This is a genomic window from Streptomyces sp. NPDC006624, assembly GCF_040611555.1.
Lineage (GTDB): Bacteria > Actinomycetota > Actinomycetes > Streptomycetales > Streptomycetaceae > Streptomyces.
This window is the reverse complement of sequence record NZ_JBEXOM010000019.1, coordinates 122,853-149,217: the sequence shown is the minus strand read 5'-3', so window position 1 is coordinate 149,217 and position 26,365 is coordinate 122,853. Positions and strand designations below refer to the sequence as shown.

The 26,365-nt window shown below is 71.9% G+C and carries 18 protein-coding genes and 1 pseudogene; 8 read left to right on the top strand and 11 right to left on the bottom strand.

Annotated features, from left to right (window positions below; genetic code table 11):
• The first annotated feature begins 392 nt into the window (after positions 1–392).
• Both ABZY20_RS29255 and ptsP read left to right on the top strand, forming a co-directional pair.
• The gene (locus ABZY20_RS29255; protein ID WP_356445237.1) at positions 393–842 is read left to right on the top strand and encodes a PTS glucose transporter subunit IIA; all 450 of its coding nucleotides are present in this window, start codon (positions 393–395) and stop codon (positions 840–842) included.
• Between the two features lie 79 nt (positions 843–921).
• Entirely contained in the window at positions 922–2,592 is a 1,671-nt protein-coding gene (gene ptsP, locus ABZY20_RS29250; protein WP_356445235.1) for a phosphoenolpyruvate--protein phosphotransferase, read from the top strand.
• Positions 2,593–2,670: 78 nt separating this feature from the next.
• Here the strand turns inward: ptsP and ABZY20_RS29245 are convergent, their stop codons facing one another.
• On the bottom strand, positions 2,671–3,552 hold the full coding sequence (locus tag ABZY20_RS29245; protein ID WP_356445233.1) for a hypothetical protein: 882 nt from the start codon (positions 3,550–3,552) through the stop codon (positions 2,671–2,673).
• Between the two features lie 181 nt (positions 3,553–3,733).
• Complete coding sequence (locus ABZY20_RS29240) at positions 3,734–5,701, bottom strand: acetoacetate--CoA ligase (protein WP_356445231.1); 1,968 nt, start codon at positions 5,699–5,701, stop codon at positions 3,734–3,736.
• A 212-nt stretch (positions 5,702–5,913) separates the two neighbouring features.
• On the opposite strand from ABZY20_RS29240, the gene ABZY20_RS29235 reads away from it, so the two are divergent.
• A complete protein-coding gene (locus ABZY20_RS29235) occupies positions 5,914–8,292 on the top strand; it encodes a TIM-barrel domain-containing protein (RefSeq protein WP_356445229.1) in 2,379 nt (792 codons plus the stop codon).
• Here the strand turns inward: ABZY20_RS29235 and ABZY20_RS29230 are convergent.
• Both ABZY20_RS29230 and ABZY20_RS29225 read right to left on the bottom strand, forming a co-directional pair.
• On the bottom strand, positions 8,283–8,819 hold the full coding sequence (locus tag ABZY20_RS29230) for an NUDIX domain-containing protein (protein WP_356445227.1): 537 nt from the start codon (positions 8,817–8,819) through the stop codon (positions 8,283–8,285). The genes ABZY20_RS29235 and ABZY20_RS29230 overlap by 10 nt on opposite strands.
• A 46-nt stretch (positions 8,820–8,865) precedes the next feature.
• Positions 8,866–9,675, bottom strand: a complete 810-nt coding sequence (locus ABZY20_RS29225; protein WP_356445226.1) for a M15 family metallopeptidase — start codon at positions 9,673–9,675, stop codon at positions 8,866–8,868.
• A gap of 55 nt (positions 9,676–9,730) precedes the next feature.
• Between ABZY20_RS29225 and ABZY20_RS29220 the strand changes: the two are divergent.
• The 4 genes and pseudogenes from ABZY20_RS29220 to glpK form a co-directional block, all read left to right on the top strand.
• Positions 9,731–9,948: pseudogene (locus tag ABZY20_RS29220) on the top strand (lipid-transfer protein); the annotation flags it as partial.
• Between the two features lie 133 nt (positions 9,949–10,081).
• Positions 10,082–11,743, top strand: coding sequence for a GGDEF domain-containing protein (locus ABZY20_RS29215; protein ID WP_356445224.1), 1,662 nt, complete (start codon positions 10,082–10,084; stop codon positions 11,741–11,743).
• A gap of 991 nt (positions 11,744–12,734) precedes the next feature.
• A complete protein-coding gene (locus tag ABZY20_RS29210; protein ID WP_356445222.1) occupies positions 12,735–13,532 on the top strand; it encodes an MIP/aquaporin family protein in 798 nt (265 codons plus the stop codon).
• Positions 13,533–13,553: 21 nt separating this feature from the next.
• Positions 13,554–15,074: a glycerol kinase GlpK gene (glpK, locus tag ABZY20_RS29205; RefSeq protein WP_356445220.1), complete on the top strand. Its 1,521-nt coding sequence runs from the start codon at positions 13,554–13,556 to the stop codon at positions 15,072–15,074.
• Between the two features lie 118 nt (positions 15,075–15,192).
• Here glpK and ABZY20_RS29200 read toward each other — a convergent pair whose 3' ends face one another.
• From ABZY20_RS29200 to ABZY20_RS29180, 5 genes are read right to left on the bottom strand one after another with little or no spacing between them, the layout of a single operon-like run.
• Positions 15,193–15,798 (bottom strand): ATP/GTP-binding protein, encoded by a 606-nt coding sequence (locus ABZY20_RS29200; RefSeq protein ID WP_356445218.1) that lies wholly within the window; start codon positions 15,796–15,798, stop codon positions 15,193–15,195.
• Complete coding sequence (locus tag ABZY20_RS29195; RefSeq protein ID WP_356445216.1) at positions 15,779–19,441, bottom strand: hydantoinase B/oxoprolinase family protein; 3,663 nt, start codon at positions 19,439–19,441, stop codon at positions 15,779–15,781. The genes ABZY20_RS29200 and ABZY20_RS29195 overlap by 20 nt, the downstream gene beginning before the upstream one ends.
• Before the next feature lie 24 nt (positions 19,442–19,465).
• Positions 19,466–19,861, bottom strand: coding sequence for a DUF742 domain-containing protein (locus ABZY20_RS29190; protein ID WP_356445215.1), 396 nt, complete (start codon positions 19,859–19,861; stop codon positions 19,466–19,468).
• A 9-nt stretch (positions 19,862–19,870) separates the two neighbouring features.
• Complete coding sequence (locus ABZY20_RS29185; RefSeq protein ID WP_356445213.1) at positions 19,871–20,305, bottom strand: roadblock/LC7 domain-containing protein; 435 nt, start codon at positions 20,303–20,305, stop codon at positions 19,871–19,873.
• The gene (locus ABZY20_RS29180; RefSeq protein ID WP_356445211.1) at positions 20,302–23,355 is read right to left on the bottom strand and encodes a nitrate- and nitrite sensing domain-containing protein; all 3,054 of its coding nucleotides are present in this window, start codon (positions 23,353–23,355) and stop codon (positions 20,302–20,304) included. The genes ABZY20_RS29185 and ABZY20_RS29180 overlap by 4 nt, the downstream gene beginning before the upstream one ends.
• Before the next feature lie 421 nt (positions 23,356–23,776).
• Here ABZY20_RS29180 and ABZY20_RS29175 point away from each other — a divergent pair, with 421 nt between their 5' ends.
• Complete coding sequence (locus ABZY20_RS29175) at positions 23,777–24,382, top strand: hypothetical protein (protein WP_356445243.1); 606 nt, start codon at positions 23,777–23,779, stop codon at positions 24,380–24,382.
• A 194-nt stretch (positions 24,383–24,576) separates the two neighbouring features.
• Here the strand turns inward: ABZY20_RS29175 and ABZY20_RS29170 are convergent, their stop codons facing one another.
• Positions 24,577–25,740, bottom strand: coding sequence for an FAD-dependent oxidoreductase (locus ABZY20_RS29170; protein ID WP_356445209.1), 1,164 nt, complete (start codon positions 25,738–25,740; stop codon positions 24,577–24,579).
• 141 nt (positions 25,741–25,881) lie between these two features.
• Positions 25,882–26,205: a bifunctional 3-phenylpropionate/cinnamic acid dioxygenase ferredoxin subunit gene (locus ABZY20_RS29165; RefSeq protein ID WP_356445207.1), complete on the bottom strand. Its 324-nt coding sequence runs from the start codon at positions 26,203–26,205 to the stop codon at positions 25,882–25,884.
• Positions 26,206–26,365 lie beyond the last annotated feature (160 nt).

Here is a 26,365-nt window from a genome sequence, read left to right as displayed (position 1 = left end):
TTGAGTTCTCAAGGAACGGTCGCTTCCTTTGTACTCACCCTCTCGGGCTTTCCTCCGGGCGCTTCCCTTCGGTCTTGCGTTTCCGACTCTATCAGTGTTTTTCCGGCCCTTTGACCACTGTCCTGCAGGCATGCAGAAAGCGACCCGAGAAGAGGATCTGACAAGCTGGATGCTGCCGGACTAGGACACTAGGCGCGTCGCTCAGCCCCAAGCAGGAGTACGACTGTACACGCGGCCTCGGAGCAGGGGCAAATCGATGTGCGGTATGGTCTAGACCACTCTGGAGTGCTCGCACGGAAGCGGCACTTCAGGTGGCATACCCTGCTCAACAGTGTGCCGTCCGGTACTGACAGGGACGGCCCCTATCGATCTCCACCCCTGGGAGGTTTCCCATGACCACCGTGACGTCCCCGCTCGCCGGACGCGCCATCGGACTGGCAGCAGTGCCGGATCCGGTCTTCTCCGGGGCCATGGTCGGCCCGGGCACAGCCATCGACCCCGTACGAGAGCCTTCCGAGGCCGTCTCTCCCGTGGACGGGGTCATCGTCTCCCTGCACCCGCACGCGTTCGTCGTGGTCGACGACAACGGGCACGGGGTTCTCACCCACCTCGGCATCGACACCGTGCAGCTCAACGGCGAGGGTTTCGAGCTCCTCGTGAACAAGGGCGACAAGGTGCGGCGCGGCCAGGGCGTCGTGCGCTGGAACCCCGCTGACGTCGAGGCCGCCGGCAAGTCCGCGATCTGCCCGGTCGTGGCGCTGGAAGCGACGGCCGAGGCCCTCTCCGATCTTCGCGTCGACGGCGATGTGAAGGCCGGCGACAGTCTCTTCCTCTGGAAGTGACGTCCGTGCCGTCATAAGGACGGCGAGTACGACAACCAACGCGGCGGCGGGACCCGCCGCACTATCGGAGACGGGTGAGATGGAGACAACGCTGCGAGGCGTCGGTGTGAGCCACGGTGTGGCGATCGGCGAGGTTCGGCATATGGGAACGGCGGTGCTCGAACCGCCTGCGAAGCAGATCCCCGCGGAAGAGGCGGAGCGTGAACAGGGGCGCGCCCGCAAGGCCGTGGAGGCTGTGGCGGCCGATCTGATGGCGCGGGGCAATCTGGCGGGCGGTGAGGCCCAGGCGGTGCTCGGGGCGCAGGCCATGATGGCGCAGGACCCCGAGCTGATGGCCGACGTGGAGCGGCGGATCGCCGTCGGCAGCACGGCCGAGCGCGCGGTGTACGACGCGTTCGCCGCGTACCGGGAGCTGCTGGCGGGTGCCGGTGAGTACCTCGCCGGGCGGGTGGCCGACCTGGATGACGTGCGGAACCGTATCGTCGCTCGCCTGCTCGGAGTGCCGATGCCGGGTGTGCCCGACAGCGACGAGCCCTATGTCCTCGTGGCCCGTGACCTCGCGCCCGCCGACACCGCGCTGCTGGACCCGACTCTGGTGCTCGGTTTCGTCACGGAGGAAGGCGGTCCGACCAGCCACAGCGCGATTCTGGCTCGGGCGCTCGGTGTGCCGGCCGTGGTGGCGCTGCCGGGGGCCGGTGAGCTGGCCGAGGGCACGATGATCGCCGTCGACGGCAGTACGGGAGAGATCTTCGTGGACCCGAGCGACGAGAAGAAGGCCGAGCTCGAAGCGGCCGCCGCGCAGCGCAAGGCGGCGCTGGCGGCGTCGAGCGGGCCCGGTGCCACCGCGGACGGTCACAAGGTGCCGTTGCTGGCGAACATCGGTGGGCCCGCGGATGTGGAGGCCGCGGTGGAGGCCGGTGCCGAGGGCGTGGGTCTGTTCCGTACCGAGTTCCTCTTCCTGGACGACAGCAAGCAGGCGCCGTCCGAGGAGAAGCAGGTCACGGCCTACCGTCAGGTGCTCGAGGCGTTCCCGGAGGGGCGTGTCGTGGTGCGGGTGCTGGACGCGGGCGCGGACAAGCCGCTCGACTTCCTGACGCCGGCCGACGAGCCGAACCCGGCGCTCGGTGTGCGGGGCCTGCGGACGCTGCTGGATCACCCGGAGGTTCTGCGGACGCAGCTGACGGCGCTCGCCAAGGCCGCGGAGGGTCTGCCGGTCTATCTCGAGGTCATGGCCCCGATGGTGGCGGACCGTGCGGATGCCCTGGCTTTCGCCGACGCCTGCCGTGAGGCTGGGCTGCGGGCGAAGTTCGGGGCGATGGTCGAGATCCCGTCGGCCGCGCTGCGGGCGCGTTCGATCCTTCAGGAGGTGGAGTTCCTGTCGCTGGGGACCAACGACCTGGCGCAGTACACCTTCGCGGCCGACCGTCAGGTGGGTGCCGTCTCCCGGCTTCAGGACCCGTGGCAGCCCGCACTGCTCGACCTGGTGGCGCTGTCCGCCGAGGCGGCGAAGGCCGAGGGCAAGAGCTGTGGTGTCTGCGGTGAGGCGGCGTCCGACCCGCTGCTCGCGTGTGTGCTGACCGGTCTGGGTGTCACCTCCCTTTCCATGGGTGCGGCGTCGATTCCGTACGTGCGGGCGACGCTGGCGAAGTACACGCTGGCGCAGTGCGAGCGTGCCGCCGCTGCGGCGCGTGCCACGGACAGCGCCGAGGACGCGCGCAGCGCGGCGCGGGCGGTGCTGTCGGGCGAGTAGTCCGGGCGCGGCCGGCTGTCGCGGTTGCCGGTTGCCCGGGAGGGGCGCTCCACTGAGGTGGGGCGCCCCTCCTCCTTCTCAGTGGCGGTGTCCCTGGGCCGGCTTCTCTCCCAGGTCGGGCGGTGCGCAGTAGTCGACGTTGGATTCCGGGGAGATGAGGTCGCCGGATTCGACGTCGGTGCAGTAGGCGTCGAAGACCTCTCCGGCGGTGAGCGGCCGGAGTCCGTACGCGCGCAGGCGCCAGCCGTAGACGCGGTCGGGGGTGTCCGGGGCGCTGACGCGGATGACGAGTCCTCCGGGGCTTTCCGTGGCGAGGCCGAGGGCCAGGACGGTGGTGAACTCGAGGGCTTCGGCCTCGTCCAGGTGCGGGGAGCCGTCGGTGGTGTGGAGCGCGGCGACGAGGGTTTCGGGCGGTCCGGTCACGCTGCAGACGAGGTGGCGGTCGCCGGGTGGGGCCGTGTCGAGGATGCGGGTGAGGAGGTCCGAGGCACGGGTGAAGGCGGCGCGTCCGAGGTCCTCGCCGCAGGAGTCGCAGGCGCCGAGGCGGGCGAGGAGTGTGGCCGCGTACTCCCAGGTGGCCTGCCGGACCGCTTCGTCGACCAGGGCCGTGAGGAGCTCGGCCAGCGGCTGGCCCTCGTACAGGAGGGTGGGGCCGGTGCGGGCGAGGTGCGCCGTGAAGCGGGTGCGGCTCGACGGGATGTCGGGGTCGAGGTCCGTCCGCCGGCAGAACTCGGCGTACTCCTCCGGGTCGAAGAGGGCCACCGAGGTGTGGCCTCCCTGCAGGGCCCGTGTCCTGAGGAGGCCTTCGACCTGTTCGAGGTAGGCCGCGTGGTCGTCGAAGGTGAAGCTGCGGTAGCGCCGCATGGCGCGGAAGTCGTGTTCGTCGGTGAGCAGGCCGATGGTGCCGGCGACTTCGCGGCGCAGGACGCGTCGCAGGGTGCGGCTGTCGGTGTGCGTCATTGCTTTCCCCCTGTGCACGGTCGATCAATGCTCACTCACAGTAATCGGAGGCACTGACAACGGGGGTCCCGCCAGAGTCTTTGCTTGTGCGGGATGAGGGAAAGGCACAGGTCACGGCCGATCTGCGGCTGTGACCTGCGCCCTGCGCCCTGCGCCCTGCGGTCAAGGTGACGGGCGGTGTTCAGGCCCGTTTGCGGGCGAGGTCCTCGTAGAAGGACAGCAGGTCAAGGTTGTCGATCGAGCCGGGGTTGACCGCCTTCTCCAGCGGGGTGCCCTGGAGGAGGCGTTTGACGGGGACCTCGATGCGCTTGCCGGTGAGGGTGTGCGGGACTCCGGGGACTTCGATGATCTCGTCGGGCAGGTGGCGCGGTGACAGCTGTTCGCGGATGGTCTGCTTGATGCGGCTCAGCAGGTCCTCGTCGAGGGCGGCGCCGGGGACGAGGTGTACGAAGAGAGGCATCCAGTAGCCGCCGTCGGGCTGTTCGATGCCGATGACCAGGGATTCCTTGATCTCGGGGAGTCGTTCGACGGCTTCGTAGATGTCGGCGGAGCCCATCCGTACGCCCTGGCGGTTGAGCGTGGAGTCGGAGCGGCCGTGGATGACGACGGAGCCGCGGGAGGTGAGGGTGATCCAGTCGCCGTGCCGCCATACGCCGGGGTAGGTGTCGAAGTAGCTGTCGTGGTACCGGCTGCCGTCGGGGTCGTTCCAGAAGCGGATGGGCATCGACGGCATGGGGTTGGTGACGACGAGCTCGCCGACCTCGTCGGTCAAGGGGGTGCCGCTGGGGTCCCAGGACTGCAGGTCAGTGCCGAGGCAGGGGGCCTGGAGCTCTCCGACGTGGACCGGGAGGGTGGGCACGGCGCCCGCGAAGCAGGAGCAGACGTCCGTGCCGCCGCTCACGGAGGCGATCCACAGGTCGTCGCGGACCTCGTCGTGGAGCCAGCGGAAGCCGTCGGGCGGCAGGGGGGAGCCGGTGGTGGCGACGCACTGGACGGAGGAGAGGTCGAAGTCGCGGGACGGGTGGACGTCCGCCTTGCGGCAGGCCATGACGTAGGCGGCCGAGGTGCCGTAGAGGGTGGCCTTCGTGCGTTCGGCGATGCGCCATTGGGCGCCGGTGTCCGGATAGCCGGGGCTGCCGTCGTAGAGGACGATCGTGGTGCCGGTGAGCAGGCCGGAGACAAGGAAGTTCCACATCATCCAGCCGGTCGAGGTGTACCAGAAGAAACGGTCCTCGGGGCCCAGGTCGCAGTGCAGGCCGAGCTGCTTGAGGTGCTCGACCAGGATGCCGCCCTGGGACTGGACGATGGCCTTGGGCAGGCCGGTCGTGCCGGAGGAGTAGAGCACCCACAGCGGATGGTCGAAGGGCACCTGCTCGAAGACGGGCTCGGTGGCGGCGGAGGTGAGGGCGGACCAGTCGAGGGCGCCTTCCGGGGCCTCGGTGCCGAGGAGAGGGATGTGGACGACTGCTCGCAGGGTGGGCAGTTCGCGGCGCAGCTCGGCGACGACCTCGCGGCGGTCGTGTTCCTTGCCTCCGTAGCGGTAGCCGTCGACCGTGAACAGCACGACGGGTTCCACCTGCTGGAAGCGGTCGAGGACGCTGCGGGCGCCGAAGTCGGGCGCGCAGGAGGTCCACACGCCGCCCACGGCGGCTGTGGCGAGCAGAGCCACCACGGCCTGCGGGATGTTGGGGAGGTAGCCGCTGACGCGGTCACCGGGGCGGACGCCGAGGGTGCGCAGCTCGGCGGCCAGGGAGCCGACCTGGCGGCGCAGCTCGGCCCAGGTCACGGGGCGCGGTTCGTGCGTCTCGTCGACGTGCAGCAGGGCCGGTTCGTCCGCGCGGGTGGCGGCGGCGCGCAGGGCGTGTTCGGCGTAGTTGAGGGTCGCCCCGGGGAACCACTGGGCGCCGGGCATCGAGCGGTCGCCGAGCACGCGCGCGTAGGGGGTCGAGAAACGGACGTCGAACCACTCGGTGACGGCCTTCCAGAACGCTTCCAGGTCGTCGACGGACCAGCGCTGGAGCGCCGCGTAGCCGCCCTCGGCGGGGGCGCCGTGGTGTTCGGCGGCCCAGGCCTGGAATGCGGTGATCCGTGCCCGGGCGATGCGCTCGGGGTCTGGCTGCCAGAGCGGCTGAGGACTTTCGGTCGACATGGTCGGCTCCCGGACTGTGCGCGTCGTGTGCGTCCTCCGCGCACGGGCTGGGGTGTGCGCGTGACGCGGCTGGGACGGACAATGCCATGTGATCGACTTCGACACCAGGGTGCGCCCCACATAGTCCGTGTCGTGAAGATGTGGTCCTGGCACGGGTGAACGGCAGTTGAACGAGACATCCACGCGGGGCGGTCAGTGGCAGGGTGAACAGCATGAACGGTCGTGACCTGGTGCGTTCGGTGAAAGCGGTGAGCTCGGTGGGAGCGGCGCAGGGTGTGCGTACCGTACGGGCGGCGTGGCGCAGGCGGCGGGCCGACGCCACCGGGCTGCCGGCGCGGGGGGCGGAACGGGCGCGGGTGCCGGGGCCCGTGCGGGAGGCGGAGCCGGGGCCGGGGGGCGGTGTGGTCCGGTTCGCCCGGTCGGAGCTGCGGATCGTCGTCGCCGTGAACGGGGCCGTCTTCTGGGGCTGGGACGGCGCCGAGCCCGAGCCGTCGTACGCGCTGGCCGGCCGTTGTCCGGAACCGGATCCGCGGGCGGTGCTGGAGCCGGACAAGGACGGCGGCTGGCGGGTGGTGGCCGAGCGCGTGACGGTCGTGGTCTCGCGGCACGGCGCGGTGGAGGTGCAGACCCCGGGTGGGGTGGCGTTGCGTCGGGATCTGCCGCCGCGGTGGTGGGAGCCGGTCGGCGGTGGCCCGGCGCGCTGGATGCAGCGGTCGGAGGTGGCTGCCGACGCGCGGTTCTTCGGCCTCGGCGGGCGTGCGTCGGGCCCTCGGCTGCGGGACGGGACGTACCGGCTGTGGAACACCGACCCGGGCCGTCCCTTCGGTCCGGGCGACGACCCTCTGTACATCACGATGCCGGTGCAGCTGGTGGTGTCGGACGGCGGTACCCATCTGGTGTTCCACGACAGCTCGTGGGACGGCGCGGTGACGCTGCGGGAGGGTGAGGAGGGCGCCGGATCCGGGCACGACCGGGTCGGGACGAGCGAGCTGCGGATGGACGGCGGTCCGCTGCGCTGCTGGGTCATGGTGGGCACCCCCGCGCGCGTGCTGCTCGCCTGGGCCTCGCTCACCGGGGCGCCGGCGCTGCCGCCCGCGTGGGCGCTCGGCCATCATCACGCGCGCTGGGGGTTCGGCAGCGAGCAGGAGGTGCGGCGGATCGTCGCGGGGTATCTGGAGCACGGGCTGCCGCTCGACGCCCTGCACCTGGACATCGACCACCTCGACGCGCACCAGGTGTTCACCGTCGACCAGGACCGGTTCCCGAAGCTGCCCGTCCTGGCCGAGGAGCTGCGGCGGGACGGCATCCGGCTGGTGTCGATCGTCGATCCGGCCGTGAAGGTCCTGCCGGGGAACGCCGTGTACGACGGTGGGACGGCGCAGGACGCGTTCGTGCGGGACGCGGCGGGCCGTGTCGTGGAGGGTGTGGTGTGGCCCGGGGAGGCGGTCTTCCCGGACTTCACGCACGCGCGCGTGCGGGCGTGGTGGGGTGGTCTGTACGAGGAGCGGCTCGCGCAGGGGTTCTCGGGTTTCTGGCACGACATGAACGAGCCGACCTCGTTCACCGCGTTCGGGGAGTCGACGCTGCCGCGGTCGGCGCGCCACTCCCTGGAGGAGCGCGGTGGTGACCACCGTGAGGCGCACAACGTGTACGCGCTGTGCATGGCGAGGGCGGGCTTCGAGGGGCTGCTGAGACTCGCCCCTCAGGAGCGGCCGTTCGTGTTCTCCCGCTCGGGGTGGGCCGGCATGCAGCGCTACGGCGGGGCGTGGTCGGGAGACGTCGCCACCGGCTGGCCGGGGCTGCGGGCGTCCTTGGCGCTGGTGATGGGGCTCGGGCTGTGCGGTGTTCCGTACTCGGGGCCGGACGTCGGCGGCTTCGACGGTGAGCCGTCGCCCGAGCTGTTCCTGCGGTGGTTCCAGCTGGGCGCGTACCTGCCGCTGTTCCGTACGCACGCGAGTCTGCGGGCGGGGCGCAGGGAACCCTGGGAGTTCGGTGCCGAGGTGCTGGAGCACGCGCGCGTGGCGCTCGTCGAACGGCGGCGGCTGCTGCCGTACTTCGTGACGCTGGCGCATCTGGCCCGGCGTACCGGGGCGCCGTACGTGCGGCCCCTGTGGTGGGCGGCGCCGGAGGAGCGGGCGCTGCGGGACTGCGAGGACGCGTTTCTGCTGGGTGACGCTCTGCTGGTGGCTCCCGTGCTGGACCCGGGCGCGGACCGCCGTGCGGTGCAGCTGCCGCGGGGGCGCTGGTACGACACGGCGACGGAGCGGGTGTACGAGGGGCCGGCCCAGGTCCTGGTGGACGCGCCGCTGTCGCGGATACCGGTGTTCGCGCGCGCTGGTGCCGTGCTCCCCGTGCGCGGGGCGGACGGCGGGCTGGAACTGGAGGTGTGGGCACCGGCCCCGGGGCGGACCGGGGGCGGGCTGGTCGTACCGGACGGGGGTGACGGGTGGGACGAGCCGGAGATCGAGCGCTACACGGCCCGGTGGCTGGGCTCGCGGCTGGTCGTCGAGCGGGAGGGTGAGGACGGCGGGGGCGAGCCGTCCCACCCGGTGCGCGTCCGCGGGGCCGGGAGGGACGGCTTTCAGATGTAGCGGCCCTCGAACCAGGCACGTACTGCCAGGGTGTGCAGGGGGAAGGCCAGCTCTTCCGGCCTGCGCAGCAAATCCCAGCCCTCCGTCTCGTCGGTGGCGGCCGAGGGCGGCAGGCCCTCGGCCGGGCGTTCCGGGAGGAGTCCGAACAGCAGCAGGTGTCCGTCGGGGGCGCTCATGGCGTCGACGAGCCGTACGTCGCGGCCGGCCGCGTCGATGCCGGTCTCCTCGCGGAGTTCGCGTACGACGGCGTGCCGCCAGTCCTCCCGGTCGTCGATGTAGCCGCCGGGCAGGGCCGTGCCCCCGCGCGCGGGGGCGACGGTTCGCCTGATGACGACCAGGGCGGTGCCCTTGGTGTCGTACACGGGCTGGAGTGCCACCGCGACCGGGAGGGGGTTGCGGTAGGCCACGGCGCCGCACACCGGGCAGGTGCGGGGCCAGCCGGAGACGCCCTCTCCGTAGGGCGCGCCGCAGCTGGAACAGTGCGAATCCGGTGCGGAGTTGGACGTGAAGTGCTGAGTTTCGGACACGCGCGGACTGTAGCCGATCACGGAGAGGGCGTCGCGGGCAGGCGGCTCAGTGACGGCCGGCCAGCGATTTCCTGGAGACGGGGAAGTCGAAGTAGGTGCCCGGGTGGGGTTCGGGCTTGAAGGTGTAGTGCCACCACTCCTCGGCCAGGTTCACGAACCCGAGCCCTTCCAGGGTGTCCTTGAGCAGCAGCCGGTTGGCGCGCTGTGCGCCCTGCACGCGTGGGTCGAAGGTGTGCGAGAGGGTGTCGAAGCAGTCGAAGCCGGTGCCCATGTCGACCGAGTTGTCGGGGAACCGCTCGTCCCGGGGTGCGACACAGGGCACGAGGGGCTCTCCCGGGCGGTACGGCCGGGTCGGCGCGGCCGGCAGCTTCACGAGGGTGACGTCGAGGGTCGATCCGCGGCTGTGGCCCGACTTCTCGGCGATGTAACCGTCGGCGAACAGCCGGGTCTTGTCGACGTTCGGGTAGAACTCGCCCTTCATGGACTGGTCGTCGAGGTCCTCGGCCCAGCGGACGAAGTGGTCCACCGCGCGCTGCGGCCGGTAGCAGTCGTACACCTTGAGCGTGTAGCCCTGGCGCAGCAGCTTCCTCTGGGCCTTGTGCAGGGCTTCGGCCGCGGGCCGGGTGAGGATGCAGACGGGCTGGTGGTAGCCGTCGATGCGCTCGCCGACGAAGTTGTGCGGGGTGAAGTAGCGCATCTCCTGCAGGATCGTCGGGTCCACGCTTCTCAGCGTCACGAAGTCCCGTGGCGCCTTGGGTTCGGGGCCCGCCTGGGCGGGGGCGACGGAGGCGCTCGCCGCGAGCAGGGCGGCGAGCGCGGTGATCAGGGCACGTGTCACGGAGGTGAGTCGTGTCATGTCCTGCGTCTATCAGGAGACGCTCCCGCTCGGGAAGGGATGACCGCGCACGGAGGCGACGGCTCTGGGCGGTCTCGTACCTGTGAAGGTGAGCGGCGGGCCGGGCCTTCTTCGGCGAGACGGTTCCGGCGCAGGCGATTGCCCAGGTGTGCGAGCTGGTCCGGCAGTTGAGAGGTGCCGCGGGCGACCGGCAGGTGGCGGGTGACCCGGGTGGGGCGCAGCGCGAACCAGGGGCCGTTCGGGCACGGGTCGGCGGTGATCGCCGTGGAGTGAGGCGACGGCGCGCCGCAGGGGTCGTACGGCAGCGAAGGCCCACACGCTCACGCTCCGTGACCGCTTCGGAATCCTGCGTGAACGTCGCATGAACTGCGCTCGGGCCTGTGCCGCCGCTCGCCATCATGCTCCCGTGCACTCCTGGACGGACACTCTCCGCTTCGCCTTCCAACCGGTGGTCAACCTGACGACCGGCGCGGTCGCGGGACTGGAGATACTCGCCCGTCCGGAGAGCGGGGACGTCCTGGCGGAGGCCCGCCGGGACCCAGGGCTCGACTGCCGGCTGGCCGTGTCGGCGGTCCGTGCGGCGGTGCGCAAGGAGACCCTGCTCCCGCTGTTCGTCAACGTGTTCGCCGGCACCCTCGGCGATCTCGGCGGGCTCCCCGCGCTGCACGACGCCGTGCGCGAGGCGGGACGGCTCCCCTGGGAGGTGACGATCGACATCTGCCCGCCGTACACGCACGTGCCGCAGACGGCGCTGCTGGAGGCGGTGGCCGCGCTGCGCGACCAGGGCTTCCGGATCTGCGCGGACGGTGTCGGGGAGGGCGACGTGCCCCTGCGGCTGCTGTCGGATCTCGCGCCCGGGCTGGTGAAACTGGACGCGTCGCTGCTGGCGCGGCCGGCGGTGGTGCGGTCCATGCGGACGTGGTGCGACGGGGTGGGGGCGCTGCTGGCCGTGGAGGGCGTGGAGACGGAAGGGCAGTGCGCGGCTGCCCTGGCGGCCGGGGCGCAGCTGGCGCAGGGCGAACTGTTCGCTCCGCCGGCCCGGCTGCCCGCGGCGGACGTCTACGTGCCGCCCCGCTCCCCCGCCGCCGTGGCCGTACCGCGGCCGGGGCCGTCGGTGCGGGAGTTCGTGCGCCCGGCGGCGCTTCTGCCCGCCACTGCGTCCGCGGGGCAGGTGCGGGCCCTGCTGACGGGGTCGCCGGACGTGTCCGGAGTGCTGCTGGTCGACGCCACGGGGGTGCCGGTCCGGTCGGTGCACCGCTCCCGCTTCCTGCTGTCGATGTCGGGGCGCTATGGACACGCCCTCTACGCCGACCGGCCCGCGGCCAAGCTCGGTGACGTGCCGCGGACGGTGGGTGTCGGCGCCACGGCATGGGAGGTCCTGGACGTGGTGGCGGTCGGCGGGCGGGACCGCACCTCGGACGACGTCGCCGTCGTGGACGAGCACGGACGGTGTGTGGGCGTCGTACGGCTCGCGGACCTCGTGCGGGCGCTGGCGGAGACGCGGGTGGAGGAGGCGGCGGGGCTCAATCCGCTGACGCGGCTGCCCGGCTCGGACGCGATCACCGGCGAGGTGGACCGGCGGCTGGCAGCCGGGCGGGCGTGTGCGCTGAGCTGGCTGGACGTCGACCACTTCAAGCAGGTCAACGACGGGGCGGGGTTCGCGGCCGGCGACGAGCTGATCCGGGCGGTGGGGCGGGCGCTGCAGCAGTCCGCCGGCGACAGCACACGGGTGGGGCACATCGGCGGGGACGACTTCCTGGTCCTGACCGACCCGGAGGATCTGGAACCGCTGGCGTCCTCGGTGCTGGACGTTCCCTGGTCGGCGGGGGGACTGCCGGTGACGCTCTCGCTCGCGACGGTGCTGTGCGCGCCCGGCAGCGTGCCGGACCACCGGCAGGCGGCGGCCTGCCTCGCGCCCCTGAAGAAGGCCGCGAAGGCCCTGCGCGGGGCGAGCTGGGTGCTGGGCCGGGCGGGTTCACCCGGACACGAGACGCGTCGAGGGGCCGCGGAAGCGCCGCAGCCGGAACCGGCGGGGTGTGGCGTGGCGGAGTCGGGGGGTGGGGTGTGAGTGGGTCTGGGGAGTGAGGTGCCGGTGGATCGGGCCTGGGGGTGGAGTGCGCGGTGGGCTGCGAACGGCCGGAGTGACGTGCCGGTGGACGGGTCCCGGGCACAAGTATCCGAGGCTGTGAGCGGGCCGAGGGTGGAGTGCCCGGTGGGTAGGCCGGGGGTGAGAGTCCGTCGGAGGACCGAGGTGGAAGCCCGTCGGTGGGCGGAGTGTCGAAATCCGTCGGTGGGCCGGGAGTGAGACCCATCCCGTGGAACGGCGTCACTGGGGCGCCCGCTTCGGTGCGTCGCCCAGGGCAGGTGGCGGCTCAGCGGTGCCACAAGGGGCCGGACGCCTGATCAGGGGCCTGCGCCCGGTGCGCGCGGCGGGTCCGCAGCGGTGCCCGGATCCCCTGCCCGGGCCCTTGTGGAAGCACCTCGCGGACCGGTCGGGAACCGGGCTCGACCCGTCCCGGTTGAGAAACCGCCAGGCCAGGTAGATCCTGGACACAGCCAGCGAGGTGTCAGGTACGGGCTGAGCGGTCACCGAGGCGAAGCCCCGCAACAGCCGGACACCCGGTGGCGGCCGGACACCGAAATCCAGGTCTCGCGCGGCCCACTCCGGGGCACGCGGGTCCCTACCAGATCTGAACAACGACCCCACCGGGCGCCGTCGAGGCCGTGCAACCGGCCCCCCGGCCCGGCAGAGCCCGGCGACCGTCACATGGCCGACAACCGTTGCGGTCGGCGACCTTGACGCCCTTCGGACACCGGTGAACACTTCCGGTGTCAGTCGGCATCGCCGTACATACGCGGCGCATTCCGGCACTGCGGCGCGTGGTCGCTCCTGCGCCAAGGCTCCTTCCCCCACGGGCGATTCGGCTGCGACGGCACGCTCGTCACGGATGCCGGGCGGGGCACGGGACTCCCTGCCTCCGGCTGAAGTAGCCATGGGAAACGCACCCTGCACGTGAGGACCGGGGCGTACCGTCCCGGGCCACGGCCTAGGAGCCGCCATGAGTAACTGGGACATCTTCGTCGGCGAACTGATCGGCACGGCGATACTGATCCTGTTCGGCGCGGGCGTCTGCGCCGCCGTCACCCTCAGATTCTCGAAGGCCCGGGCCTCGGGCTGGATCGTCATCGCGTTCGGCTGGGGTTTCGGTGTCCTGGCCGGCGCCTACACCGCAGCGCCCCTGTCCGGCGGGCACATCAACCCCGCGGTCACGCTGGGGCTGGCCCTGGACTCGGGTGTGTGGGACAAGGTCTGGATCTATCTGCTCGGGCAGATCGCGGGCGCCATGCTCGGTGCCATCCTCGCCTACCTGGTCTACTTCGCGCAGTTCCAGGCCAACGTACGGCAGACGGGCACGACCGAGGGGACGGTCGACGAACCGGTTCCGACCCTGGGCATCTTCGCCACCATCCCGGAGATCCGGAACTCGGTCGCCAACCTGATGACGGAGATCCTCGCGACCATCGCCCTGGTCCTTCCCATCCTTGCCCTGGTGGGGAACAACAGGGCCGTCAAGGGGGTAGGCATCGGTCCGATTCCGGGAGAAGCAGCCGGAATCTACGGATCCGGTATCTCCATCCTGCTGATCTCCCTGCTGGTCGTGGGCATCGGTCTCTCACTCGGCGGGCCCACCGGCTATGCGATCAACCCGGCACGTGACCTCGGTCCGCGCATCGTCCACCAGTTCCTCCCCATCCCGAACAAGGGAACGTCCGACTGGGGGTACTCCTGGGTGCCTGTGATAGGTCCTGCGGTCGGCGGCATTCTCGGGGCGCTCATCTACAACGCAGCCTTCTGACCAAGCGATCTAGGGGTAGCCATGACGGACAACTCCGAGAAGTACGTCGCAGCGATCGACCAGGGCACCACCTCGAGCCGCTGCATCGTCTTCAACCAGGCCGGTGCGATCGTCGCCGTGGACCAGCGCGAGCACCGCCAGATCTTTCCCAAGCCGGGCTGGGTGGAGCACGACGCCACCGAGATCTGGTCGAAGGTGCAGGCGGTGGTGGCCGGGGCGCTCGCCAAGGCCGGGCTGCGCGCCGACCAGGTGAGCGCGCTCGGCATCACCAACCAGCGCGAGACGACCCTCCTGTGGGACCGCAAGACGGGCAAGCCGGTGCACAACGCCGTCGTCTGGCAGGACACGCGGACCGCGGGGCTGTGCAACCGGCTGGGCGGCACGGACGGGCAGGACCGTTTCCGCGAGCAGACGGGCCTGCCGCTGGCCACCTACTTCTCCGGTCCCAAGGCGGCCTGGCTGTTCGAGAACGTGCCCGACCTGCGGGCCCGGGCCGAACGGGGCGAGATCGCCTTCGGCACGATGGACTCCTGGCTGATCTGGAACCTCACCGGCGGCACGGACGGCGGGCAGCACGTCACCGACGTCACGAACGCCGGGCGGACCATGCTGATGAACCTGGAGACCCTGCAGTGGGACTCCTCGATCCTCTCGGCGATGGGCATCCCGGAGGCCGTGCTGCCCGAGATCAAGTCCTCCTCGGAGGTGTACGGCACGGCCGTCGGCCAGCTCGCCGGTGTGCCCGTGGCGTCCGCGCTGGGCGACCAGCAGGCCGCCGTGTTCGGGCAGGCGTGCTATGACGTCGGCACCGCGAAGAACACCTACGGCACGGGCAGCTTCCTGCTGCTGAACACGGGCAACCGCCCCGTGCCGTCCAAGAGCGGACTGCTGACCACCATGGGGTACAAGATCGGCACCGAGGCGCCGGTCTACTGCCTGGAGGGGTCGATCGCCATCACGGGCGCGCTGGTCCAGTGGTTCCGCGACCAGCTCGGCATCATCCGGACCGCGGACGAGATCGAGCCCCTGGCGGCGAGCGTGGAGGACAACGGCGGCGCCTACATCGTGCCGGCGTTCTCGGGCCTGTTCGCCCCGTACTGGCGCTCCGACGCCCGCGGCGTGGTCACCGGCCTCACCCGGTACGTCACCAAGGCGCACCTGGCGCGCGCGGTGCTGGAGGCGACGAGCTGGCAGACGCGCGAGGTCGTGGACGCCATGTACCAGGACTCCGGCGTGCACATCACGACCCTGAAGGTCGACGGCGGCATGACGAAGAACAACCTCCTGATGCAGCATCAGGCGGACGTGCTCGACGTGCCGGTGGTGCGGCCCAAGATCTCCGAGACGACCTGTCTGGGCGCCGCGTACGCGGCCGGTCTGGCCACCGGTGTGTGGAACGACACGGACGAACTCAAGGCGCACTGGCAGAAGGACGTCGAGTGGACGCCGTCCATGGAGCCGTCGGTGCGGGATCGCGAGTACCACAACTGGCACAAGGCCGTGGAGCGGAGCTTCGGCTGGGAGGAGGACGGCGACAGCTAGCCGCACGCGCGTGCGGCGGTGGCCGGCCACGCGCGCGTGGAGGGTCGTTTCCGGACTGCGGCCCGTACCCCTGTCGGTGGGGGTACGGGCCGTTCCCGTCTGCCGGAGGGTCGGAGGGTCAGCCGCCCACCGTCTGGCGGCGGTCGGCCGCGTACGCCATCGCGTGCTGGACGACTCCGATGAGTGCCTCCTTGACCGACTCGCGGTCGCGGGCGTCGCACGTCATCAGCGGTACGCCGTCGTCGAGGTCGAGGGCCTGGCGGACGTCCTCGACGGGGTATTGGGGGGCGCCCTCGAAGCAGTTGACGCCGACGAGGAAGGGTATCGAGCGCCGTTCGAAGTAGTCGACGGCGGCGAAGCAGTCCTCCAGGCGGCGGGTGTCGGCGAGCACGACGGCTCCCAGCGCGCCCTCGGAGAGCTCGTCCCACATGAACCAGAAGCGTTCCTGGCCGGGCGTGCCGAAGAGGTACAGCACGAGGTCCTCGCGCAGGGTGATGCGCCCGAAGTCCATGGCCACCGTCGTGGTGCGCTTGCCCTCGACACCGCTGATGTCGTCGACCGGGCGCCCGGCCTCGGTGAGCAGTTCCTCGGTGCGCAGCGGCCTGATCTCGCTGACCGCGCCGACGAGCGTGGTCTTGCCCACGCCGAAGCCGCCGGCCACCAGGATCTTGAGCGTGACGGGCTCGACCGGAGGCTTGCCGCGCTCAGAACGCCCGAAGATCATCGATCTCTTCTCCTGCTTGATGGGGGTCGGGCGACGGGGGGCCGTAGCCTCCGCCGCCGGGGGTTTCGATGACGAGTACGTCGCCGGGGACGACGTCCGCTGAGTCGCTGCCGCCGAGTTCGGTCACACTGCCGTCGGCGTGTTCCACCCGGTTGGCGCCGAGCGCGCCCGGCTCGCCGCCCGCCATCCCGTACGGGGGGACGCGGCGGTGCTGGGACAGCGTCGAGACGGTCATGGGCTCCAGGAACCGGATGCGGCGCACGGCTCCGTCCCCGCCGCGCCACCGGCCGGAGCCGCCGCTGCCGTGCCGGACCGCGAACTCCTCCAGGCGCACGGGCAGTCGCCATTCCAGGATCTCGGGGTCGGTGAGGCGTGAGTTGGTCATGTGGGTCTGGACGACGGGCGCGCCGGGGAAGCCGTCACCCGCGCCGGAGCCGGAGGCGACGGTCTCGTAGTACTGGTGGCGTTCGTTGCCGAAGGTGACGTTGTTCATGGTGCCGGAGCCCTCGGCCTGGACGCCTAGCGCCGCGTAGAGGGCGCCCGTGATGGCCTGGGAGGTCTCCACGTTGCCCGCGACGACGGCCGCCGGCGGTTCGGGGGCGAGCAGGCAGCCGGGCGGTACGACGATGGTCAGGGGGCGCAGGCAGCCGTCGTTCAGGGGGATGTCGTCGGCGACGAGGGTGCGGAAGACGTACAGGACGGCCGCGTTGACGACCGCGAAGGGGGCGTTGAAGTTGGTGGGCAGCTGCGCCGACGTGCCGGTGAAGTCGATGGTCGCCGCCCGGTTGCCGCGGTCCACGCGCACCGTCACGCGGATGACGGCGCCCGAGTCGGTCTCGTAGGCGTACGTGCCGTCGTCGAGGGCGTCGATGACGCGGCGCACGGCTTCTTCCGCGTTGTCCTGGACGTGCCGCATGTAGGCCTGGACGACGTCGAGCCCGAAGTCCTCGATCATGTGGCCGACCTCGTCGACGCCCTTCTGGTTGGCGGCGATCTGGGCCCGCAGGTCGGCGAGGTTGGTCTTCGGGTTGCGGGAGGGATACGGCGCCTCGGTGAGGAGGCGGAGGGTCTCCTCCTCGCGGAAGCGGCCGTTCTCGGCGAGGAGCCAGTTGTCGAAGAGGACGCCCTCCTCCTCGATGGTGCGGCTGTTCGCGGGCATGGAGCCCGGGGCGATGCCGCCGATCTCGGCGTGGTGCCCGCGCGAGGCCACGTAGAAGAGGATCTCGGGGTCACTCTCCGTGCCGGCCGGCGGTGTGGTGTCGAAGACCGGGGTGATCACGGTGACGTCGGGCAGGTGGGTGCCGCCGTGGTACGGATCGTTGACGGCGTAGGTGTCGCCCGGGCGCATGCCGGGGCCGCGCCGCCGGATGACCTCCTTGACGCTCGTGCCCATCGAGCCCAGGTGGACGGGGATGTGCGGGGCGTTGGCCACGAGGTTTCCGTCGGGGTCGAAGAGGGCGCAGGAGAAGTCCAGGCGCTCCTTGATGTTGACCGACTGGGCGGTGGATTCGAGGCGGGCGCCCATCTGCTCGGCGATGGACATGAAGAGGTTGTTGAAGACCTCGAGCTGGACCGGGTCGACTTCCGTGTCCAGATCGGAACTCTGCGTGACCGCGGCGCGTTCCATGACCAGATGCCCGTCGTCGGTCGCAGCGGCCCGCCAGCCGTCGTCGACGACGGTCGTGGACCCGGCTTCGGCGATGATCGCGGGGCCGGTGACGGTGTCGCCGGGGGGAAGGTGTTCGCGGTGGTGGAGGGGTACGTCGCGCCAGGCGCCGCCCGTGTGGAGGCGGACGGTGCGCGGCACGGCGGCAGTGCGCTCGGCGCTGCCGCCGGTGGGCGCCTCGTAAGGGGCGAGGGCGGAGAGATCGGGGGGTTCGGTGATGCCGGTGGCTTCGACGGAGAGGGCCTCGACGACGATCGGGCGGTCGAGGGTGAAGGAGTACGTGGCGCGATGACGGTCTTCGAAGGCGTCCCGCATGGCGCCGGGCTCGGTCAGCTCGACGGTGAGGGTGGTGTCGGTGCCGTCGTAGCGGAGCTCCGCGCGGCGGGTGATCCGGATGTGCTCCTCGGGGACGTCCTCGGCGAGGAGTTCGGCGCGGGCCGCGGCTTCGAGGTCTTCGGCCGTCTTGAGGACGCCGGGCATCGAGGCGGGCTCCAGGGGTGCCTCGACGGACTGCTCGCGCATGGCGGTGGTGTCGGCGAGGCCGATGCCGAGCGCGGAGAGGACACCGGCCATGGGGGGCACGAGGACGGTGCGGATGCCGAGGGAGTCGGCGACCATGCAGGCGTGCTGACCGCCGGCGCCGCCGAACGTGGTGAGGGCGTAGCGGGTGACGTCGTGGCCCTTCTGCACGGAGATCCGCTTCACGGCGGAGGCGATGTTGGCGACGGCGATCTGCACGTAACCCTCGGCGACCTGCTCGGGGGTGCGGTCGTCGCCGGTGCGTCGGCCGATCTCGCGGGCGAGGGCGGTGAAGCGGTCACGGACGAGGGCCTCGTCGAGCGGCTCGTCGCCGCCGGGGCCGAACACCTTGGGGAAGTGGGCGGGCTGGATGCGCCCGAGCATGACGTTGGCGTCGGTGACGGCGAGCGGGCCGCCGCCCCGGTAGCAGGCGGGACCCGGCTCCGCGCCCGCCGAGTCCGGCCCCACGCGGTAGCGGGACCCGTCGAAGTGCAGGACCGAGCCGCCGCCGGCGGCGACGGTGTGGATGTCCAGCATGGGCGCGCGCAGCCGGACACCGGCGATCCGGCTGGTGAAGACGCGTTCGTACTCCCCCGCGAAGTGCGAGACGTCGGTGGAGGTGCCGCCCATGTCGAAGCCGATGACGCGGTCGAAGCCGGCGAGCTGCGACATGCGGGCCATGCCGACGATGCCCCCGGCCGGCCCGGACAGGATGGCGTCCTTGCCGCGGAACTGCCCGGCCTCGGTGAGCCCGCCGTTGGACTGCATGAACATCAGCCGGACGCCTTCGAGCTCGTCGGCGACGTGCCGCACGTAGCGGCGCAGCACGGGCGAGAGGTAGGCGTCGACGACGGCGGTGTCCCCTCGGGGGACGAGCTTCATCAGCGGGCTGGTCTCGCTGGACAGCGAGATCTGCGGAAAGCCGATGCGGGCGGCGAGCTCCCCGACGGCCTGTTCATGGGCGGGGTGGAGGTGGCTGTGCAGGCAGACGACGGCGACGGCGCGGATCCCGTCGTCGTAGGCGTCCCGCAGCGGCCCTGCGAGGGCGTCGAGGTCGGGTGCGCGCAGCACGGTGCCGTCGGCGGCGATCCGCTCGTCGACTTCGACGACCCGCTCGTGGAGCAGTTCGGGCAGGTCGATGCGGCGGGCGAAGATGCCCGGGCGGTTCTGGTAGGCGATGCGCAGGGCGTCGCGGAAACCGCGGGTGATGACGAGCAGGGTGCGCTCGCCCTTGCGTTCCAGCAGGGCGTTGGTGGCGACGGTGGTCCCCATGCGCACGGCTTCGACGGGCTCGGTGGAGCCAGCCAGCAGCGTGCGGACGCCCTCGACCGCGGCGTCGGCGTAACGGGCCGGGTTGTCCGACAGGAGCTTGTGCGTGAGCAGCCGGCCGTCCGGGCGCCGCGCGACGACGTCGGTGAAGGTGCCGCCTCGGTCGACCCAGAACTGCCAGCCAGTCACGCCAGTACCCCGCTTCCGCGCCGCTCAGAGCGCCCGCAGGCCGTTGATCACGTCGCGCAGAATACTCTCGTCCGGCAGTTCGGCAGGCGGTACGGGCCGGTTCACATGGACGAATTCCGCGTCCACGAGATCTCCGATGAGGACCCGTACCACCCCGATCGGCAGGTCGAGTTCCGCTGCGAGTTCGGCGACCGGCTGCGGGGCGTCGCGGCACAGTTCGACGATGTCCACATGCTCCGGGGAGAGCATGTGGTCCGCCTCCGGGTCGTCCGCGTGCGGTTCCGTGACCACGACCGCGATCAGGTCCAGGCGGTGCTGGCCTTGGCTGCTGGTGCGGCCGCGCGTCATGGCGTACGGGCGGACGACCGGCCCGGCTTCGTCGTCGAACCAGTGGCTTCTTCCCTGACCGTCAGCGCTCATGTCATCCCACTACCCGCCTGCGGGCAGATCGGTGCGCGGAGCGGCGCCCAGATGCACACCGACCCGCTTCACCAGGAGTGTCATCTCGTAGGCGACCTGGCCGACGTCCGAGTCGGCGTCGGAGAGAACGGCGAGGCAGCTGCCGTCGCCGGCGGCGGTCACGAACAGGAAGGCGTCGTCGAGCTCGACGACCGTCTGGCGGACGTTGCCGGCCTCGAAGTGGCGTCCCACGCCCTTGGCCAGGCTGTGGAACCCGGAGGCGACGGCAGACAGGTGCTCGCTGTCCTCCCTGGTCAGGTCCTTGGACACTCCGGTCGGCAGTCCGTCGCCGGACAGCACGAGTGCCTTGCGGATGCTCGCGACGCGGTCCACCAGGTCGTCGAGGAGCCAGTTCAGCTCGCCCTTGTCGGTCGCGGTGTGGCCGGTCGCCTTCGGTGCGGTCATCGACCGTCCCCCTCTGTCGTTCCTTGTCGTGCTGCGCCGCTGTCGGCGGCATCGCCTGCGGCGTTCTCCTCACGGCCGCGCTGCCAGCCGCGCTGGAGCGAGGCCATGCGGTTGCGTACTTCGTCGGCGTCGCGTTCGGCGGGCTGGGCCGCGTCCTGCGGACGGGGTTCGGGACCCCGCTTCAGCTGCGGCGCCAGACTGGCCTGCCGGACGCGGCGGGGCAGCGGCGCGCCGCCGGGGCCGTCTCCGAGCCGTGCGGTTCCCGGGTCCGACGGCGCGGAACCGGTGCGCCGGCCCGCGAGCCCGCCGGTGGTCTCCGACGTGGGGCCGGAGCGGCGATCGGTCGCTCCGGGGCCGTCCGGGGCGGTCTCGGCGCGACGGAACCGCTGGGGCAGGGAGGGCGGCTCCAGCCGGTCGCCGGCACCGCCGGGCGCGGCCGTGGAGCCGTCGTGTTCCGCGTTCCTCCCTGCGGCACCGATGCTCCGGCGGGAGGACTCCGTCCCGCGGCGGGTCGGCAGCGGCGGTACGTCCGGCCGTTCCTCTCCCGGTCGGCCACCGGCGGCGGAGCCCTCGGTGCGGCGGCGCACCGGCAGCGCGGAAGCCGGTTCCGGCCCGGTGGACCGGCCGCTCGCGGACCCCTCGGTGCGGCGGCGGGACGGGAGCGGGGACGTGCTGCCCGGCTCCGTCCGGCGGGTGTCCGCGGTCTCCTCGTCGGTCCTCCCCCGCCGGGTGCGCTGCTCGGTGACCGGGCGGCCGTGGGAGCTGACCAGCTTGGGAGTGTGGCGGCGGGGCAGCGGGACCGGAGCGTTCAGCTCCTCGTCGGCGCCGGTCAGGTTGCCCGAGTCGCGGGCGTCGGCGCTCTGCGGGTGGCCGGTGCGGCGTCCGGCCGTCTCGTCCGGGGCGCGGGTGAGGGAGTGGCGGGGGCGGAACAGACCGCCGTGTTCGCTGTCCTCGTCCTCCAGGGCGCCGGGGAAGTCACCGATGGCGTCCAGCTCGACGGGCGCCTCCAGTTCGACGGGTCCGTCCAGCAGCGAGGCCGGCAGACCGGGTCGCGGTGCGGGCGCCTTGGACAGGGCGGCGCGGCGGCCGTCCTTCGGTTCACTGTCCGGGGCGAGCTGGGGGCGGTCGAGCCGGAAGCCGATGCCGTTGGTGTCCGGGACGTCGTCCGTGAGCAGCGCGTCGGGGATGAACACGACGGCCGTGGTGCCGCCGTACGGGGAGGGCTGCAGGGACACCCGGACGTTCTGCCGCTGGGCGAGTCGGCTGACCACGAACAGGCCGAGCCGGTCGGTGTCGGACAGTTCGAACTCCGGCGTCTCGGCGAGCCGGAGGTTGGCGTCCAGCAGCGCCTCGGCCGCCATGCCGAGGCCCCGGTCGTGGATCTCGAGTGTGAAGCCGTTGGCGACGCGCTCGCCCAGGACCTGGACGGCGGTGTGCGGCGGGGAGAACACCGTTGCGTTCTCGAGGAGTTCGGCCACGAGGTGGGTGAGGTCGGCGACGGCCGGACCGGTGACGGCGATACGCGGAAGACGGCGGACCTCGATGCGTTCGTAGTCCTCGACCTCGGCGACGGCGGCGCGGACGACGTCCATGAGCTGCACGGGCTTGCGCCACTGGCGGGACGGTGCGGCGCCGGAGAGGATCACGAGGCCCTCGGCGTGCCGGCGCATGCGGGTGGTGAGGTGGTCGAGGCGGAACAGGTCGGCGAGTTCCTCGGTGTCCTCGGTGCGGCGCTCCATGGCGTCGAGCAGGGTGAGCTGCTTGTGCAGCAGAACCTGGCTGCGGCGTGCCAGGTTGACGAAGACCTCGGAGACGCCGGCGCGCAGCTCGGCCTGTTTGACGGCGGCTTCGACGGCGGCGCGCTGCAGGGTGTTGAGCGCCTGGCCGACCTCGCCCATCTCGTTCCTGTCGTACTCCAGGCGCGGGACCTCGGTCTCGACGTCGACCTGCTCACCGGCGGAGAGCCTGCGCATCACACTGGGCAGCCGCACGCCGGACGCCTCGTGCGCATCCAGCCGCAGTTGCCGCAGGTCGCGGATGAGGGTGCGGCCGACGCGCACCGACAGGACGAGCGAGAGCAGGAGGGCGATCAGGCCGAGGACGCCGGCGATGACCGCCTTGGTGATGACGCCCACGGCGACCGGGTGGACGCGGTCCTGGTAGCGGTCGTTGGCCTGGTCGTTGAGGGTGCCGAGTTCGTCGAGCACGTCGCCGGCGGCGCTGTCCCAGCTCTTCGCGGTGACGCCACGAGGGGTTCCGGCCTCGGAGCCGAGCGCGGCCTTCTCGGCCACGCGCAGGGGGGCGGAGGAGGCGTTCTTCCAGAAGCTGTCGTAGCGGTCGCGCTCCGCGGCGGGCAGCAGCGGCAGGGTGACGTCGTACATCACGGTGCGCTGGGCCACGAGGTCGGAGATGTCGCGCTCCTCGGAGCGGGAGATCCTGCCGACGACCAGGGCGGAGCCGAGCAGGGCGTCCTCGCGGGCGAGCAGTTCACGGGCGCGGGCGAGGTTGACCAACGCGCGGTACTGCTTGTCCAGTTCGACGTTGTCGACGACGTGCAGATGGGCCAGCAGGACGTAGCACGGGTCGACGAGCCGGTTGTAGAGGTCGAGGGCCTGGGAGCGGTTGACGGTGCCGTCCTCGACGCTGCGGCGCAGCGACTCGATGCCGTCGAAGGCGTCCAGGACGGCGGTCAGGCGCTCGGCGGTGTGCTCGCCCATGGCGTCGAGCACGTCGGGATTGCGGGCGTTCTCCCGGATGCTGCCGACGGCCTCGTCGGTGGCGGTACGGGCGCGCCGGAGCGCGGCGAGCCCGTCGGAGGCGCGGGGGTCGGCCAGGTGGACGAGGGTCTGGCGGCGCTCCTCCTGGAGGACGCGGACGGTGTCCTCGATGGGGTAGCCGATCTTCTCGACCACGGACGACACGTTGAACAGGTCGGCCGCCTCACGCCCTGTGAGCACCGTGGCGAAGGCCCAGATCGCGGTCAGGGACACCAGCGGCACGAGAAGCAGCGCCACGATCTTCCGGCGGATGGACTTCCCGCGAAAGCGCATGGCCTCCCCCTGCTCGGGCCCCCGGGCTACCGGGGGTACACATGTGCGTCAACAAACGGCGCGAGCCTACTACCGACGGACAGGGAACTCGAAGACCGGTCCGGAGCATGAACTTCCGCGCCAGCGGCCGGGCATGGGGAGTTGTCCTGGCATTGCGGGAGTTGTCTCCCCGAAACCGATGGTGGCAGCGCGAGCCGATCTGCACGGTCGGCCACGGTGGTTGGCTGAATCTTTTCCGTTCGGGGGAATCTTCGGGAGGGCTTGTTCGTCCTTTCCATAGGGGAACGGGGGCGGAATCGGCCACAGGAGCCGCGTCCCGCACCTGGGCGGCGTAAAACAGCGCAAGCCGGGCAAGCCACTGGGAAGCACGGGTCTTCGGGTGCGACCGAGCGGCATGCTGGCGGTGGGGAGTGACACGGTGATGGGCACGGCGGAGCGGCGCAGGGCGTCCGGGAGCGGCGGGGCGCGAGTGAGGGGGCGCCGGGAGACCGGGGCAGCCGATCACGCGATCCCGGTCGCGGAGGCGGCGGCCCGGGTCAATCGGGAGGTGGCGCCGGTCCACGAGGGGATAGCCCGAGTGCACCGGGAGGACGCCCCGGCGTCCGAGGCGGGGCGCGCCGCCCGCGCGCGGCAGCAGTACCGGCCCTTGTGGGTCGAGGAGCCGGCGCGGCGGCGCCGGTTGCCGGATCCGGTCCGGACGGCGGCCGTGCGGGCGGTGCTCATCATCGCCCTGACCCTGATGCAGGCGATGGTGGCGTTCCTGTGCGCGATGGCCGGGTCGTGGCTGGCGTTCCCCATGGTGATCAGCAGTGTCGTCAGCACGATCGTGGCGACCTGGGGAGTCCTCGACGTCTGGGTGACGCGCCAGGTCTGGAACCAGCGCAACGGCGTGGTGTCCATGCCGAGCAGCACGGCCCGGGCGCTGCGACGGGAGCGCCGCAGGGCCAGGCGCCAGACGCGTGCCGCCGAGCGCGCGCAGGGGCGGATACGCAGGCGGAGCGGGGCCGGGCAACTGTCCCACTCCTGAGGGGTTTCCGGGTGGAGCGGTCGCGCCTCTTGTGAGGGGTGGGGCCGACCGGGCGTACAACCGGACCCACTGGGCGTACGACCGGTCTGGGTCAGCCTGTGCTTGATGACCGGGTGCTTGAGGACCGGGTGCCTGAGGACCGGGTGCCTGAGGACCGGGTGCTTGAGCCGGTCACGGACCGCTCGTCCTTCTCCTCACCCCAACCCCTGGCTGAGTTCGCGTCTCGCCCTCATGAACGGACGGGGGCGGTCCACGGCGAGCACCGCGGTGGTACGGCCGTCCCGCTCGTACCGGGCGAGGAACCCGCCCTCGGCGGGTGCGCCGCCGGAGAGTTCGCCCTCGGCGATGTGGACGGTGTCACCGTCCCCGCGGCGGCCGGCGAACTGGATGCGGGCGCCGTACTGGTCGGACCAGAAGCAGGGGACGGCATCCGCGGTCTCGGCGGTGCGTCCGGCGAGCAGGTTGGCCACGGCGGCACGGGGCTGCCGGGTGGCGGACGTCCAGTGCTCGGCGCGGCTGCCGCCGACGCGGGCGACGTCTCCGACAGCGACCACCTGCGGCAGAGACGTCACGCAGCCGTCGTCGCACAGGACGCCGTCGCGCAGGGCCAGTCCGGATCCGGCGAGCCAGGACGTGTTGGGGCTGGCGCCGATTCCGACGACCACGAGGTCCGCCGGGAGAGTCCGGCCGTCGGTGAGGGCGACGCCGGTGACGCCGAGGGTGCCGCGCAGCCCGGCCACGCCGGTGCCGGTGAGGAGGTCCACTCCCCCACGGCGGTGCAGTGCGGCGCACACAGCGGCCATCTCCGTGCCGAGTTGGGGCACGAGCGGGAGCGGGGCGGCTTCGACGACGGTGACCCAGTGGCCGAGGGAGGAGCAGGACGAGGCGGTCTCGGCACCGATGAAGCCGCCGCCGATGACGACGACCCGGCGCGGGCCGCGGGCGAGTTCCTCGCGCAGGGCCGAGGCGTCGTCGAGGGTGCGCAGCGTGTGCACCCCGGCGAGGCCGTCGCCCGGCAGCCGGCGGGCGGATGCGCCCGTGGCGATGACGACGCCGTCGGTGGACACGGTGCGGCCGTCGTCCAGCAGCACGGCGCGGCCGCGGGCGTCGAGCGCCCGGGCGCGGACGCCGAGGAGCCACTCGGCGCCGAGTTCACCGGTCTCCTCCGCGTCGGTGAGGGCGAGGTGGGTCTCGTCGGCCCGGCCGGTGAGGAAGTCCTTGGAGAGCGGGGGGCGGTCGTAGGGCTGGTGGGGTTCGTCGCCGACCATGACGAGACGGCCGTCGTACCCCTGGGCCCGCAGCTCGCGGGCGGCGTACAGACCGGAGAGCGACGCACCGATGATGGTCACGGTTCGCATGCGGCGTGCCTCCCCCGGACGCGTGTACCGGCGGCTCCGCCCGCCGCCGCGCACCCACGCTCCGTGCCCGGGCTACCGAGCGCACCGGTACGGCACCCGCCCCCGCGCTCGCCTCTCATGCCGCCGTCCTCTCCTCCGCTCTCATGCCGCAGTCCCCTCCTCCGCCGCGATCTGCACGTGGATGACGCCGCCGTCGACGGTGACGCGGTGGGTGCGGACGGGGCGGCGGGCCGGGAGACAGGTCGCAATGCCCGTGCGCAGGTCGAACGAGGCGGCGTGCAGCGGGCATTCGACCAGGCAGCCCTCCAGCCAGCCTTCGGAGAGGGAGGCGTCCTGGTGGGTGCAGGTGTCGTCGACGGCGTAGAGATCGCCGTCGTCGGTGTGGAACACGGCGACGGGCGGAGTCGTCTCGACGCGGACGGACTCGCCCTTGGGGAGGTCTTCGAGGCGGCAGACGGGAATCACGGGCCCCCCTCTCGGTCCGGAAACGGGCCGGACCCTTCGGCCAGACGTGTGGACAGCTCGTTTTGTAGACAGTTCGTGGAGGGCCGGGCAGCGAAGGATCCTGACGCGGGAAGGTATGGGTGCACGTCGTCCGGCCCTGCCGCCGAAACCGAGCCCTCTC